Raw genomic sequence first — 14,996 nt, forward strand, 5'->3', positions numbered from 1 at the left:
GATCAGGCCCCCGGCACGAGGGCCGCCAGCCCCTTTCCACCGATCAATGATGGGCGCTCGGGCGTCATCGTCGAATGGAGGATCGCCTCGACGATATGCCGCTTGGTATCGTCCGGCTCCTTCATCGTGCCCGCCATCCGGAAAGCCAGGATCGCGGTGTGGCTCTGCATCTGTAGCCGATAATAGAAGGTCAGCTGGCCGGTGGTGCTGCGATAGACCCACAGGAACAGCGCGGCGATGAATTCCACGATCGCGGCGCTGCTGAGGATCACCGCCCGGAAATCGGCAGGCGGGCGCTTCAGGCCGAGTTGCTCCACCGGCGCGATGTAGAGCAGGACGCCGGCGAACAGCAGCGCGAAGCCGAGCCACATCGCGACGACCGCGCTCAAATAGCTGCGCCGCGTCTGCTTGAGGCCGATCGCATAATATTCGTCCAGTTGCGCCCGGCTATAACGCAGCAGGGGCAGCAGTTCGGCCTGATCGCTGGACGCAAGCTTGTTGATCGCCTCCTGCTCGGTCTGGCGCACGCGCTGACGCACTTTCGTCAGGTCGGTCGCGTCGTCCACGAAGGTCGCGTCGACGGCGACGCCGGTGAGGTTCGTCGCCCCCAGCGCGATCCCGATCGCCGGATAATAAACGAGGACCAGCCCCACCCACGAGAAGAGAAACCGCCAGGGCGCCTTGATGCTCCAGCGCCAGATGACGAGATCCAGCCAGCCGCCGACGATCACCAGCGCGACGACGAGTATCCATGCCAGCAGAATGACGCCCCACAATCCGGCCAGCATGCCGTTGCTGCGGCGAAGTCGCGGCGTGAGCCAGGTGACGACCTTGTCTCGCAAAGGTTTTCCGGCAGCCAGTATCGGAAGTACTGATGGCGATGGCGTGGCCACTACATCTTCCGTCGACGACGCAACGGCACCCGTATCCGTCATTTCCCCTCTCCCCGGCGGCATCATGGTTAATGCTTTCGGGGGAGTCGAGACGTTTCTTCCCGGAACGGACGCCCTCAACTGGGGCACGGCCACCAATGTCAGGATTCAATCGGCGGAAAACTCAACCATCTCAGAGCAATTTCGCAACCTTCATTCCAAGAACTTCCTTGGCCAGAGCCGCAACATCCGGATCCAGGGCCGGAGGCGTCATCGGCACGGCGCGTTCCAGTTCGTCCGCCACGATGCGGAGCGCCGCGATGCGGGCCGCCTTCTTGTCGTTGCCGTCGATCGCATGCCAGCGCGCGCCGGGCCGATCGGTGCGCGCGAACATCTCGGCCATGGCGGCCAGATAATCCGGGCGGCGGGCCCGATTGCGGAAATCCTCCTTGCCCGTCTTCCAGCGCTTCCACGGATCACGCACCCGATCGCGCAGCCTTTTGTCCTGCGTCTTCTGCGTGACATGGACGAACAGCTTCACCAGCGTGATGCCATCCTCGGCCAGTTGATCCTCGAACGCCTCGATCTCGCCATAGCCGGCGCGCCATTCCGCCTCGGTGGCATAACCTTCGACCCGCTCCACGAGCACGCGGCCATACCAGCTGCGATCGAAGACCGCGATCTCGCCGAGATCGGGCAGACGTTCGCGGAAGCGCCAGAGAAAATGATGCGCCTTTTCCTGCGCGGTGGGCGCCGCGATCGGCCACACCTCATAATGGCGCGGATCCCATTCGGCGGAAAGGCGCTGGATGATGCCGCCCTTGCCCGCCGCGTCCCACCCCTCGAACATGATCACCGCGCGACGGCGGTGGAGGATATGAGCGACAAGGATGCGATCCAGCCGCTGCTGCAGGGCGGCAAGATCGCTCTGATAATGGCCCTTATAGGGGTGGCCGGCCTCATAGTCGGAAAGATCGATCGTCATGCTGGCGTAACGAACCTCGGGAGAGAGCGATCCGCGCGGAGCGCGCCCCACGCGAATCTTCTGCCCCCGCTCGTCAGGCGAAGTGGACGCCGGTCCGCCGTTGCCTGCGCATCGCGCCGCCCACCAGGCCGAAGCCACCTATGAACATCGCCCATGTCGCCGGCTCCGGCACGCGCGATACCGGCGTCGAAAGCACGTTGATGTTGGATCCGGCAACCTCGCCATTGTCGCCCACCTCGCCGATATAGAGGTAGAGACCGGCGCCCGACGTCAGGCTCGTGAGGTTGAAGGCGACCGAACCCATATCGCCAAGGCTGAGAAAGCCGAACGGGATCACGGTGCTGGAAACGCCATCGAACGCACCCAGAGTCGCGACGGCATTGTCGACATTCATGCCGCTCGCGTCCGTGCCGAACAATTTGGCATCGACAGGCGCCCGCTGGGTGCCGGGCGTGAAGACGACGCCGGAGGTGAAATCGAAGATGTCGAGGCCGACCGCCGATGCGGCGCAAGACGCCGTCGCACAATTCGTGGTCGAAAGCTTGATCGCATCAAGATCGAAACCCGAAAAAGTGCCGGGCGATCCGCCGAAATTGCCGCTCGCATCGGAAATCGCGATCGCCGCGAAATCGCCGCTCAGCACACTGAGATCGGCGCGATAAACGGCCGTGCCATTATTGGGCACGGTTCCCGTGAGCCCGGAAAGTTTGGTGAGTGAAAGCGAAACGGCCGATGCCTGGGTCGCCCCCAGTCCCATGATGCCGACAAGAACAAAAGCGCCGATTTTACGGAAGTTCTTCATACAGACCCCCTGCGCAAAAACACCAGAACAAGAAAAGGCGGCGAGAACGACTCGCCGCCTTCAAAGCTAACGTATTTTTAACCATAACCAAAGGCCATGAAATGGCCCGGAAATCCGCCCCGTCGCCGCGATCGGGCGACGGGGAAGGCTTATGCCGCCGGCTTCGTGCCGCCCGTATCGATCGTGCGGATATGCAGTTCGCGCAGTTGCTTGGGCGTGGCCGGAGCCGGCGCGCCCATCATCAGATCCTCCGCCTTCTGCGTCATCGGGAAGACGATCACCTCGCGAATGTTCGGCTGATCGGCCAGCAGCATCACGATGCGATCCACGCCCGGCGCGGATCCGCCGTGCGGCGGCGCGCCATATTTGAACGCGTTAATCATGCCCGCGAAATTGGTATCGACATCCTGCTGGCTGTAGCCGGCGATTTCGAACGCCTTGTACATGATCTCCGGCTTGTGGTTCCGGATCGCTCCCGACGACAGCTCCACGCCATTGCAGACGATATCATACTGATAGGCGAGGATATCCAGCGGATCCTTGCTCTCCAGCGCCGCCAGTTCGCCCTGCGGCATCGAGAAGGGATTGTGGCTGAAGTCGATCTTCTTGTTGTCCTCGTCATATTCGAACATCGGGAAATCGACGATCCAGCAGAATTCGAAGCGCTTCTCGTCGATCAGGCCCAGCTGCTCGCCCACGCGGGTACGGGCGAGGCCGGCGAGCTTGGTGGCCTGTGCCTCCTTGCCGGCGGCGAAGAACAGGCCGTCGTCCGGCCCGAGGCCGAGGCTGTCGGCCAGCGCCGTCATCTTGTCCTCGCCATGATTCTTGGCGATCGGGCCACCCCATTCGCCGCCCTTGCGCGTGGCATAGCCGAGGCCGGCAAAGCCCTCGCCCTGTGCCCAGCCATTCATGTCGTCGAAGAATTTGCGGCTCTTTTCGGCGGTGTTGGGCGCCGGGATCGCGCGCACCACGTCACCGCTCTCGACGATCGAGGCGAAGCGGCCGAAGCCCGATCCCTTGAAGGCCTCCGACACGTCCGAAATCAGGATCGGATTGCGCAGATCGGGCTTGTCATTGCCGTATTTCAGCATCGATTCGCGATAGGGGATGCGCCTGAAGGGCAGCGGGCTCACCGTGCGCCCTTTGCCCTGCCAGTCGGCATATTCCTCGAACACGCCGTGCAGCACCGGCTCGATCGCGTGAAACACGTCTTCCTGCGTGACGAAGCTCATCTCGAAATCGAGCTGGTAGAATTCGCCAGGCGAGCGATCGGCGCGCGCATCCTCGTCACGGAAGCAGGGCGCGATCTGGAAATAGCGATCGAAGCCCGCCACCATCAGCAGTTGCTTGAACATCTGCGGCGCCTGCGGGAGCGCATAGAACTTGCCGGGGTGAACACGCGACGGCACCAGATAGTCGCGTGCGCCCTCGGGGCTGGAGGCCGTCAGGATCGGCGTCTGGAATTCGGTGAAGCCCTGATCGATCATCCGGCGGCGCAGGCTGGCGATCACGCCCGAACGCAGCACGATATTGGCGTGCAGCGTCTCGCGGCGCAGATCGAGGAAGCGGTTGCGGAGGCGGATCTCCTCCGGATAATCGGCCTCGCCCGCCACCGGCAGCGGCAGTTCCTGCGCCATCGACTGGACGGTCACGTTCCGGGCGAACACCTCGATCTCGCCGGTCGCGAGATTGGCATTGGTGGTCCCTTCGGCGCGCGCTTTTACCACGCCATCGATCGTCACGACCGATTCGACGCGCACGCTCTCCAGGATCGGCAATGCCGGGCTGTCGGCATCGGCCACCACCTGGGTGATGCCGTAATGATCGCGCAGATCGACGAACAGCACGCCGCCATGATCGCGCTTGCGGTGGACCCAGCCGGAGAGGCGGACGCTTTCGCCGACATGCTCGGCAAAGAGCTCGGCGCAGCTATGGGTACGGTAGGCGTGCATGGTTCGGGCCTTCGAGTTGGCGATATTGCAAGCGGCTGCGCTTTGCGGCCGCCCCCCCGCTTGTCAAGCCACGGCACCCCTGTGGAGCCCCTCCGGAAATGCGCGAGAGAGCGGGTCGCGGCCGCAACGCGCCGCAAAGGCGCATCGCCAAATCCTGTTACCCTTTGTGTTGCGGGAAGGTTGCGATAAGGCCCGCCGATGCAGATTCATCCGCTGATTACCGACACTGCCACCCTCGCCGCGCTTTGCGAACGTCTCGCCAAAAGCGATTTCGTCGCGGTCGACACGGAATTCATGCGGGAAAATACCTATTGGCCCGAACTGTGCCTCGTGCAGATCGCGGACCGGAAGGAGGCCGCCGCGATCGATCCGATGGCGCCGGGAATCGATCTGAAGCCCCTGCTGGACCTGCTCGTCGAAAATGAGGACGTGCTGAAGGTGGTCCATGCCGGCGGGCAGGATATCGAGATCGTCCATAATCTGACGGGCAAATGCCCCCATCCGCTGTTCGACACGCAGATCGCGGCGATGGCGATGGGGATGGGCGAGCAGGTCGGCTATTCGAATCTCGTCGAGAGCATGACGGGCGTGAAGCTCGACAAGGGCGCGCGCTTCACGGACTGGAGCCGCCGCCCGCTGGACAAGCGCCAGATCGATTATGCGATCGGCGACGTGACCTACCTTTCCCAGATCTTCCCGCGCATGCTGGACAAGCTCCGCAAGACGGGGCGCGGCGCGTGGCTGGATCAGGAGATGGAGCGCATCGCCGATCCCGCCAATTATGTGAACGATCCCGATCTCGCCTGGCAGCGGATCAAGGTACCCAGCCGCAAGCCGGAGGTGCTGGGCCGCCTCAAGGCGATCGCCGCCTTCCGCGAGCGCGAGGCGCGCAAGAAGAACCTGCCTCGCGGCCGCCTGGTGAAGGACGAGACGATCGCCGATCTCGCCGTGCATCCGCCGCGCTCGCAGGGCGATCTTGCCAAGGTGCGCGGGCTGGCCGCGAGCTGGGCCGGCAACGATATCGGCGCCCGCCTGATGGGGGCGATCGAGGCGGCGACGGTGATGCCCGAAAGCGAGATGCCCGCGCGCGAGGATCGCCGGCCGGGCCTGGGCAAGGATGGCGCGCTCGTCGCGGATCTGCTCAAGCTGCTGCTCAAGGTGCGTGCGCGCGATGCCGATGTTGCCCCGCGCCTGATCGCGCGGACCGACGAAATCGACGCGCTCGCCGCAGGCCAGCGCGATGGGCTTGCGATTCTCGAAGGCTGGCGCAACGATGTGTTCGGCAAGGATGCCCTGGCGCTGGTGGAAGGGCGGCTGGGCTTCAGCGTGAAGAGTGGAAAGATGGTGATGAGCGAGGTTACCGGTTGATCGGACGCGCGCCCGGCGCCCTGGCGGTGGCGGCCGCCCTGCTCGTTGCGCAGGGCGCGATCGCGACGCCGCTGTGCCGGGACAACAAGGGTCTCTTCACGCCCTGCCCGCACGAAGCCAATCGCACCGCCCGCGCCATTCTGGCCAGCGCGCCCGCGCGCGCGATCGCAACGTCCCCCGCAAAGGAGCCAGCCACCTCGGCTGCGTCTGCGAAGACAAAGCAGGCGACAACCGGGCCGATGCGCAAGCTCCGGCTCTGCACGGACAGCCGGGGCCTGTTCACCCCCTGCCCACGCTGATCCCGAAGCCCGATCCGGCACCTCGCACGGTCGCCCGGCGCCTGAGACGCCTGCTCGTCGCCCCGTTTCGCGCGGAGCCTGCCGAAACGCCCTTCTCCCACTTTCCGCCCGCCAGCCATGCGGGCCGCGCTTCGACAGGCTCCGTTCGACGGATCAGAAATCGCTGATCGTAAACAAGCCTAGCCGGGAATCTGCCAGCGCACCCGATCGGCGCGATGGCTGGCGGTGGGCTGGCCCGCCTCGTCCAGCGCCGGGCGGAAATGGGCGCGGCGCGCATAGAGCCGGCAGGTCGCCTGATCCAGCAGGTCGCTGCCGCTGCTGCCCGTGACGGTGCAGGCCGTCACGCGCCCGCGCGCATCGATCGCCACGTCGATCCCCACGATCCCCTCCACGCCCTCGCGCAGGGCCGAAGGCGGATAATCGTCGGTCGTCACCCAGCCGGCCCGGTCCCCGTCCGGCGTGGCACTGCGCGTCAGCAAAGGCGCGGGCTTCGGCTGCGGGGTCGGCAGCGCTTCCTCCGGCGACGGGAAGGTCTGGGGAATCGGGGGCAGAGGATCCAGCCTCATCGGATCGAGCGGGGTCAGCGGCACATGGACGATGCGATCCACCATCACCGGCCGGGGGGCAGCCGGCGCCGGCCGTGTTTCGGGCGGCGGCATCTTGGGTGGCGGCACCGGATCGGCGGGGATCAGCCGCGCGGTGGTGACGAGCGGCCCGGTATGGATCGCCTGATAGGCGAGACCGCTGATGAAGGCATAGCCGATCGCGACGTGCACCGCCACGACCGTGCCGATGGAAGCGGGGCTGAAGCCTTTCCTGTCGTCCGAATATGCCATGGCGCCTGTCTCCCGAGGCGCCATCCGATATCGAGAACGTCCTCGATACGAGCGCCTCTGGGAGCAAGGCTCTCATCGCGATGATATATTGTCAACTTGATCCAAGGGAGGAGCCCGCGCGGTTGGCGGCTATTTGGTGGGAAGCGGACATTGTCTCGATGGCAGGCGGCGCTATCATTGGGTCATGGTAAGATCGAAGCGGCTGGCTAGCGTTCTGCTGATTGTCGCCGTCGTTGCGGTGCTAACGCTGTTCGGCCTGCCGATGCTCTACGGCTTTCTGATCATGGCGGGCTGGACTGGTCGCTAATGGTGGAAGGCGGACATTGATCCTCGTTTGCCCGCGAGCATAATCGGGCGATGCGTCGCGCTACTCTCCTATTCGCACTGCTCCTCGCTGCTTGCGGCCCGGCCCGCCAACCGGAAACGGTCGCAGCGTTTGAAGTTCCGTTGCCTACAGCGGAGGATAAGACAGGCTTCCTGAACCTTCTCCGGTCTGTTGCTGAGACGCACGGCTATCATTTGGACGCTGCATCACCGGCCGATTTGCGACAACTGTCAGAGGTTTCTCCGATGACGCTTCATGCGGCAGTTTGGCGCGGCGATGACGCGGAGGTGGTCGCATCTGCGATGGATTTCAAAGATCATCTTGGACGTATCTGGCTCACGTTTGACAAGGGCGAGGTGCCACGACCTTTTCGCGATTTTCAAAACGAGTTGATGCCGAAAGTCCGCATGCGTTGGCCAAATACCACCTCGCTTCCGATTATGCCGACCGGAGCGATACCACTGGCACGCGACTTAGTTCGTACCCCGGGAGGGTATGTGGTTCGGACGTCGGCGCGATCACGGTATGGCCTCTCCCCAACGGTGGCACCGAACGTCCGTTGATGGGGCGAAAGCCGACAAGGCTGCCCGCCTCAATTCGTCGTCAGCGCGGTCTTCCGGCCCATCGCCTCCGCCAGCAGGCGGTGGCGCCGTTCGACCGCCTCGCCGTAAAGGGCGACGTCGCCGCCCGCCAGTTCCAGCCGCAGCAGGGCGCCGTCCAGCACGAGCCGGCTCGTCTCCAGCGGGCCGGCCACGCCGCCGGACAGGCGCTGCCCCAGCCGCATCGCCAGCCCCCAGCGGCGGGCCGTCTCGATCGCGTCGCCGCCGATCAGGCGGCTGATGATCTCGGGCACGCCTTCCCCGCCGAAATGGGTGAACAGCGCCTGGCCCAGCAGGGCGCGCTCACCCGCATCGATCGCGACCCAATGGCCGTGCAGCGCCGTTTCCAGGCCGCGTTCGGCGCGGAATTCGGGATGGGCGCGCCAGCCCACGTCCGCCAGCAGGCAGGCGGCATGGCGCAGCCGCGCGAGCCCGGGCTTCTCGCCTTCGAACAGGGGAGCGATCCAGCGATCCAGCAGATCGCCATGCTCGGGGAAACGCCCCTGGCGCACCCCCTCCTCCCGCGCCGCGCAGACGAGCGGATCCTGCGCGCGCACCTCATCGGGCAGGCTGCGATGCAGCAGCCCCTCGCGCAGGCCATAGGCCGAGACGATCAGGCAGGAGGGCTTCAGCAGCCGCACCAGCACCGCGAGCAACTGCGCGCCATGCGGCAGCGCGGGCACGCGCGAGGAGGAGATGCCGGCGACGGATTTCACACGCTTGGGATCCAGCTGCCCCAGCGCGCGAACCAGCCGCACGGCCTCGGCCGGCTCCATCCTGTATTGGTGGATGATCGGCAGCGGAAAGGCCGAGAGCGACATGTGCAGCCGCGCGAGCGCGCGCCATGATCCACCCACCATATAGAAAGGGCGGCCCGCGCTCTGGCCGTTCCAGCCCGCTTTCTTGAGCGCGGTGGCGACGGCGCGCTCCAGATCGCGCGCCGTCTTCGCCTTCATCGCGGCGATGCGCAGTACGCCGAAGGGTATGGAGACGCCCTCGCCCACCTCGCCATTCGCCACCGGTATCAGTTCCAGGCTGCCGCCGCCGAGATCGCCCACGATGCCGCTCGCATCCGGCATCGCCGCGAGCACGCCATGACCGGCCAATGCCGCCTCCTCGCGGCCGGGCAGCAATTCCACCGGCAGGCCGATCGCGGCGAGCCGATCCATGAAATCGCGGCCGTTGCTCGCATCGCGCACGGCGGCGGTGGCCACGGTGCGCAGCGAGGCCGCGCCCATATCCTCCGCAAGCCGCTTGAAGCGGGCCAGCGCCACCAGCGTGCGCTCCACCGCCTGCGGATCGAGCGCGCCCGATTTGCCCAGGCCCTTGCCGAGCCCGGCCATGATCTTTTCGTTGAAGAGGATGGAGGGGATCCGGTTCGCCCCCTCATAGATGACGAGACGGACGGAATTGGAGCCGATATCGATGATACCGACCGGCCCCTGCGCCCGCGACGTCGCGGCCCGGAAGAACGGAATCGACGTCATGCGGGCGCAACCCTAGCGCCTCTGCCGGGTGCGGCAAGCTGGAACCTCACGAAACGGCGCCTGTCAGGGGCGGCGCAGCGTGAGCTTCGGCACCTTGCCCGATCGCTTGAGCGCGGCGCCGCGCCCGGAAAGCGACGGATTGGTCATGAAATAACGATGCAGGTTGAACGGCCGCTCGCCCTTCTTCGCCCGTTCGTAGCGCCCGTCGGGCAGCAGGTTCCAGCTCTGCTCGTCATCGATGAAATTGGCGACCATCACCTGATCCAGGATCTGGGCATGGACCGTCTCATTCTCGATCGGCAGCAGGAATTCCACGCGCCGATCGAAATTGCGCGGCATCCAGTCGGCCGACGAGATGAACACCTTCGCCTTCGGATTGGGCAGGCCCGCGCCATTGCCGAACGCCATGATCCGGCTGTGCTCCAGAAAACGGCCGACGACCGATTTCACGCGGATATTCTCGGAAAGGCCGGGCACGCCCGGGCGCAGGCAGCATATGCCCCGCACCACCAGATCCACCTGCACGCCGGCCGCGCTGGCCCGATACAGCTTTTCGATGATCGCCGGATCGACAAGGCTGTTGAGCTTCGCCCACACGGCGCCATCCCGCCCCTCGCGCGCATGATCGATCTCGTCGTCGATCAGGGCGGACAATTTGTCGCGCAGGCCGTGGGGCGAGAGCGTGAGCATCTTGAGCGCGGCGGGCTCGACATAGCCGGTCACGTAATTGAAGAGCTGCGCCGCATCCTTGCCGGCGCGCGGATCGGCGGTGAAGAAGCTCAGGTCGGTATAGATACGGGCCGTGATCGGATGGTAATTGCCCGTGCCGAAATGGCAGTAGGTGCGGAAGGCCTCGCCCTCGCGCCGCACGACCATCGAGACCTTCGCGTGGGTCTTCCAGTCAATGAAGCCGTAGACGACCTGCACGCCCGCGCGCTCCAGCTGATCGGCCCAGGCGAGATTCTGCTCCTCGTCGAAGCGCGCCTTCAGTTCCACCACCGCCGTCACGGATTTGCCCGCCTCGGCCGCGTCGATCAGCGCGCGGATCACTGCGGATTGCTTGCCCGCGCGATAGAGCGTCTGCTTGATGGCCACCACGTCCGGATCCGCCGCCGCCTGCTTGAGGAAGGCGAGAACGACATCGAACGTCTCATAGGGGTGATGGACGATAAGGTCCTTGGATCGGATCGCCGCGAAGATATCGCCGCCATGCTCGCGCACGCGCTCCGGAAAGCGGGGCGTGAAGGGCGGCCATTTCAGGTCGGGGCGGTCTTCCTCCACCAGCTCCGCCAGATCGGCGATGCCCAGAAATTCCTGCGTGTCGACGATCACGTCCTCGCTACCGCCGAATTCCTCGCGGACGAGCCCCGCCAGCGCTTCCGGCATGTCGGGATTGGGCTCCAGCCGGATCACACGGCCGCGCCTGCGCCGCTTGATCGCGGTCTTGAAGAACAGCACGAGATCCTCGGCCTCTTCCTCCACCTCGATGTCGCTGTCGCGGATCACCCGGAAGCTGGTCTCGCCCAGCATCTCGAAGCCCGGGAAGATCACGTCGGTGAAGCGGCGGATCAGCGTCTCCACCGCCACGTAGCGCGCCGGCTCGCCGGGCAGACGGAAGAAGCGCTTCACCGTGGAGGGCAGCATCAGCAGTTCGCGCGTCGGCTCGCCATCCGAAAGCCGCCTGAGATCGAACAGCAGCACGAAGCCCTTGTTCGGCACGAACGGAAAGGGATGCGAGGGATCCAGCGCCTGCGGCGTCAGGATCGGGAAGACCTGCTCGCGGAAATGCTTCTCGCACACCTCCGCCACGTCGCCCTCGATATCCTCCACGTTCAGCAGCTGGATGCCCGCCTCGCCCAGCGCCTCGCGCAGCGCGATCCACACCGTCTGCTGCACGTCGGTCAGCTTGTCGGCGGCCTCCGCCGCCGCGGCGAGCTGCTGGCCCGGCGTCAGCCCGTCGGGCGAGCGATCCTCGATCGCCTGCAATTGCTGCCCCTTGAGGCCCGCCACGCGCACCATGAAGAATTCGTCGAGATTGTTGCCCGAGATCGATAGGAAGCGCAGCCGTTCCAGCAGCGGATGGGCGAGGTTGCAGCTTTCCTCCAGAACGCGCTCGTTGAAGGCGATCCACGAAAGCTCGCGATTGAAATAGCGATCCTTCAGCCCGATCGGGGCATGGGGCATTTCGCCGCGATCTTCGCTGGCGCTGGCACTGACGAGGCTTCCAGGTTGTTCCATCCGGCCTTCCTATCCGGCCGCCCGCGACTCGTCGATGACACCGAGGGAAATCAGCGCCATTCGTGCAAGTGGGACGGTCAGGGCCTGCCGACGCTGAAGGGCAAGCTCGTCCAGCGCCTCGATCGTCCGGTGAATGCCCATGAAGCTGCGTTCGATCCGGGGCACCAGATAACGCACCAGTTCCGGCGATGCCGCCAGCCCTCGCGTGTGGCACAGTTTCTCGATCAGCAGCCCCGCCAGATCCTCGTCGGGCTCCGGCATGGTCACCACGGGCGTCGCCATCATCCGCGATCGCAGGTCCGGCAGCGCGATGCGCCAGGTTGGCGGCGGCGCATCGACCACCACGATCAGCGGCCGTCTGCGCCCCTGCGCCCGGTTCCAGGCGTGGAAGATCGCCTCCTCGTCCGCCTCCTCGCCCGGATCGATCAGTTCGCCGCCGGTGCGCTGGGCCACGATCCGGCCCAGCAGCGACCGGCCCGATTTGCGCGGCCCCGTCAGGATCGTCGCCATCACCGGCCAGAGCGACCAGTGCTGGAAGTGACGGATCACCCCTTCATTGGCGGGGGTAACGATGAAATCACGCTCCTCGCTGCCTTCGGGCCAGTCGAGCGGGAGCGCGATCTGGCTCACGGGACGGCCCGTCGCAACCGGAGGCCCTCGTCCAGCAGGAGCCCCCTGGGCGCGAGCGCCGCCCGCAACGCGGCCGCATCGCCTTCATATTCGACCCGCATCACCGATACCCCTCCCAGCGCGAGGCTGGTGATGCTCACGGATCGCACGCCGAGCACGCCGCGCAATTGCGCCTCGACAGCGGCGCGCGCCGCATCGTCGGGCGTATCCACCTGCAATGTCAGATTCTGCACGGGGGCAAGCGCGGTCGGCGGCGGAGCGGCCGGCGCGTCGCCCTCCATCACGTCCTGATCCTCCGGCAGGCTCTCTATCTCGGCGGGCTCGGCGACAAGGCTGGGATCGCTGATGAGGCCGCCGGAACGCAACGCCGCCGACAAGGCTTCGTCGATGCGGCGGACGCCTTCGTCCAGCATCACCGGCAGCCCGCGGCTGTCCGCCGCAGCCAGATCGAAACGCGCGATCACCCTGCCATCGGGGCCGTGAATCGCCTTGAACCTGGCGCGCACCGGCCCACCCGGCCAGCTGCGCACGATCTGCACGACCGGCACCACCACATCGGCCGCGCCATATTGTTCCAGCAATGCCCGCCATTGGCCGCGGCCGGGCCGTCCGGCCTGCGCGACATTCAGCACCAGCGGATCGATGCCGTTGCCCACAGGGCGCACATAATCGATCGGGCTGCCGCCGGAGCGGAAACGCGCCCAGGCCTTCTGCCATTCGGTGCGCTTCTCGAAGCTCTGCGCCACTCCGCCGGACCACATGACGGGAATCACCAGCATGGGCGCCGAACGCGGGCCTCCCCCGCGCGTGCCCAGCAATTCGCCCGCACGCCCGCGATCGAAGAGCACGCCCAGCCGCGCGATATAGCGGTGGGCGCCGATCTCCTCATCTTCCACGGCGATGCCGGCGGTGATGGAATCGAGCGTGCCATCCGGCAATCCGGGCGCGGCATCGGCGGATTGCCCGTTGGCGCGCGCCCACAGCAGTTTCCACGCCTTGCGCTGCGCCAGCCGCCAGCCATAGCTGCGCGCCTGTTCGGATGTCTTGGCCGTCACGTCCACCTGCACGCCGCCAACCTCGTAATTGGCAGAACTGTCGATCGGCGGCACGCCACGGTCGCTGCCCTCGATCTGGGCGCGCAACAGCGTTGCCATGCCGAGGGAGACGACAAGCAGGGCCGCGATCATACCGGCGAGCAAAGGGTTTCGGCGGACGATCGTCACGTTTCGCCTTCTGGCGAGTTGCCGTGCGCCTGCCAAGAGGCGATGGCGTTAATCGCTGTGGATGGCTAAGGCCGCACCAACCCGTCCGTCCCGAGCGAAGCTGAGGGGCGGACAGCATCGAGCGAAGCCGAGATGCGAACCCTGAAACGCCGCGTTCCGAGGCACGCGCCCCGGCTCGCAGGCCCGGCGCGTCTGCCCCACGGGCAGCCAAAGGGCTCGGCGCCACGGGTTTCTCGATTTCGCCCGGAACGAACGGAATTCAGATGCCCGAAGACAGTTATACCTACGCCCAGGCCGGGGTTTCGATCGCCGGCGGCAATGCGCTGGTAAAGGCCATTGCCCCGCTCGCCCGCGCCACGCGCCGCCCCGGTGCCGATGCCGAGCTGGGAGGGTTCGGCGGCTTCTTCGATCTGAAGGCCGCCGGCTATGACGATCCCCTGCTCGTCGCCGCCAATGATGGCGTGGGCACCAAGCTGAAGCTCGCGATCGACAGCGGGCGCCATGATACGGTGGGCATCGATCTGGTCGCCATGTGCGTGAACGATCTGATCGTGCAGGGCGCCGAGCCTCTGTTCTTCCTCGATTATTTCGCGACGGGAAAGCTCGACAACGGTGTTGCCGAACGGGTGATCGCCGGCATTGCAGAGGGTTGTCGCATCGCCGGCTGCGCGCTGATCGGCGGCGAGACGGCCGAGATGCCGGGAATGTATGTGGAGGGCGATTATGATCTCGCCGGCTTTTCCGTCGGCGCGGTCGAGCGCGCCAACGTGCTGGTGGGCGATCGTGTGCAGGCGGGCGATGTTCTGATCGGTCTCGCCTCCTCCGGCATCCATTCCAACGGCTATTCGCTCGTCCGCCGCCTCGCCGCCGACAAGGGCTGGAAGCTCGATCGCCCGGCCCTGTTCGATCCCGATCGCCTGCTGATCGACTGGCTGATGGAGCCGACGCGCATCTATGTGAAGAGTGTGCTGCCGATGGTGCGCGCGTGCCAGATCGGCGCGCTGGCGCACATCACCGGCGGCGGACTGCTGGAAAATGTGCCCCGCGTGCTGCCCGAAGGCCTCCATGCCGAGATCGACGCGGACAGCTGGCCCCAGCCCCGCCTGATGGCCTTCCTGCAGGCGCAGGGCGCGATCGAGCCCGAAGAGATGGCCCGCACCTTCAATTGCGGCATCGGCATGATCGCCGCCGTGCGCCCCGATGTCGCTGCGGACGTGCTGCACAATCTGGAATCGGCGGGCGAGACGGTCTTCACCGTCGGCCGCGTGGTGGAAGGCACGCGCGGCTGCACCGTGTTCGGCTCGGCCGATGCCTGGAGCGCGCGGGCACCGTGGCGGGTGACACATGAGGCATGACGAAAGTCTCCCCTCCCGCCTGCGG

General features: G+C 65.9%; 13 protein-coding genes. 4 read left to right on the top strand and 9 right to left on the bottom strand.

The features are described from left to right. Window positions 1-2: 2 nt before the first annotated feature. From DI605_RS08155 to aspS, 4 genes are all read right to left on the bottom strand, one after another. The gene (locus tag DI605_RS08155; protein WP_293971762.1) at window positions 3-935 is read right to left on the bottom strand and encodes a hypothetical protein; all 933 of its coding nucleotides are present in this window, start codon (window positions 933-935) and stop codon (window positions 3-5) included. A gap of 130 nt (window positions 936-1,065) precedes the next feature. Continuing rightward, window positions 1,066-1,857 carry a polyphosphate kinase gene (locus DI605_RS08160; RefSeq protein WP_293972570.1) on the bottom strand — a complete coding sequence of 264 codons (792 nt, stop codon included), beginning with the start codon at window positions 1,855-1,857 and terminating at the stop codon, window positions 1,066-1,068. Between the two features lie 73 nt (window positions 1,858-1,930). Then, complete coding sequence (locus DI605_RS08165; RefSeq protein WP_293971765.1) at window positions 1,931-2,659, bottom strand: PEPxxWA-CTERM sorting domain-containing protein; 729 nt, start codon at window positions 2,657-2,659, stop codon at window positions 1,931-1,933. A 149-nt stretch (window positions 2,660-2,808) separates the two neighbouring features. Continuing rightward, window positions 2,809-4,611, bottom strand: a complete 1,803-nt coding sequence (gene aspS, locus DI605_RS08170; RefSeq protein ID WP_293971768.1) for an aspartate--tRNA ligase — start codon at window positions 4,609-4,611, stop codon at window positions 2,809-2,811. Window positions 4,612-4,809: 198 nt separating this feature from the next. On the opposite strand from aspS, the gene rnd reads away from it, so the two are divergent. Continuing rightward, complete coding sequence (gene rnd, locus DI605_RS08175; RefSeq protein WP_293971771.1) at window positions 4,810-5,979, top strand: ribonuclease D; 1,170 nt, start codon at window positions 4,810-4,812, stop codon at window positions 5,977-5,979. Next, a complete protein-coding gene (locus DI605_RS08180) occupies window positions 5,976-6,278 on the top strand; it encodes a hypothetical protein (protein WP_293971774.1) in 303 nt (100 codons plus the stop codon). The genes rnd and DI605_RS08180 overlap by 4 nt, the downstream gene beginning before the upstream one ends. Window positions 6,279-6,457: 179 nt before the next feature. Here the strand turns inward: DI605_RS08180 and DI605_RS08185 are convergent, their stop codons facing one another. Then, window positions 6,458-7,114 (bottom strand): energy transducer TonB, encoded by a 657-nt coding sequence (locus DI605_RS08185; protein WP_293971777.1) that lies wholly within the window; start codon window positions 7,112-7,114, stop codon window positions 6,458-6,460. A gap of 184 nt (window positions 7,115-7,298) precedes the next feature. Between DI605_RS08185 and DI605_RS08190 the strand changes: the two genes are divergently transcribed. Then, window positions 7,299-7,421 carry a hypothetical protein gene (locus DI605_RS08190; RefSeq protein WP_293971780.1) on the top strand — a complete coding sequence of 41 codons (123 nt, stop codon included), beginning with the start codon at window positions 7,299-7,301 and terminating at the stop codon, window positions 7,419-7,421. 610 nt (window positions 7,422-8,031) lie between these two features. Here DI605_RS08190 and DI605_RS08195 read toward each other — a convergent pair. The 4 genes from DI605_RS08195 to DI605_RS08210 all read right to left on the bottom strand — a co-directional run bounded on the left by DI605_RS08195 (window position 8,032) and on the right by DI605_RS08210 (window position 13,616). Next, complete coding sequence (locus DI605_RS08195) at window positions 8,032-9,525, bottom strand: Ppx/GppA family phosphatase (protein ID WP_293971783.1); 1,494 nt, start codon at window positions 9,523-9,525, stop codon at window positions 8,032-8,034. Window positions 9,526-9,588: 63 nt separating this feature from the next. Next, on the bottom strand, window positions 9,589-11,709 hold the full coding sequence (locus tag DI605_RS08200) for an RNA degradosome polyphosphate kinase (protein WP_293972573.1): 2,121 nt from the start codon (window positions 11,707-11,709) through the stop codon (window positions 9,589-9,591). 63 nt (window positions 11,710-11,772) lie between these two features. Then, window positions 11,773-12,393 (bottom strand): chromosomal replication initiator DnaA, encoded by a 621-nt coding sequence (locus tag DI605_RS08205; RefSeq protein WP_293971785.1) that lies wholly within the window; start codon window positions 12,391-12,393, stop codon window positions 11,773-11,775. Then, window positions 12,390-13,616 carry a heavy-metal-associated domain-containing protein gene (locus DI605_RS08210; RefSeq protein ID WP_293971787.1) on the bottom strand — a complete coding sequence of 409 codons (1,227 nt, stop codon included), beginning with the start codon at window positions 13,614-13,616 and terminating at the stop codon, window positions 12,390-12,392. Before DI605_RS08210 ends, DI605_RS08205 begins: the two co-directional genes overlap by 4 nt. 263 nt (window positions 13,617-13,879) lie before the next feature. Between DI605_RS08210 and purM the strand changes: the two genes are divergently transcribed. Continuing rightward, a complete protein-coding gene (purM, locus tag DI605_RS08215; RefSeq protein ID WP_293971790.1) occupies window positions 13,880-14,971 on the top strand; it encodes a phosphoribosylformylglycinamidine cyclo-ligase in 1,092 nt (363 codons plus the stop codon). The last annotated feature ends 25 nt before the right edge of the window (window positions 14,972-14,996 follow it).

Source organism: Sphingomonas sp., from assembly GCF_003248515.1.
GTDB lineage: Bacteria > Pseudomonadota > Alphaproteobacteria > Sphingomonadales > Sphingomonadaceae > Sphingomonas_I.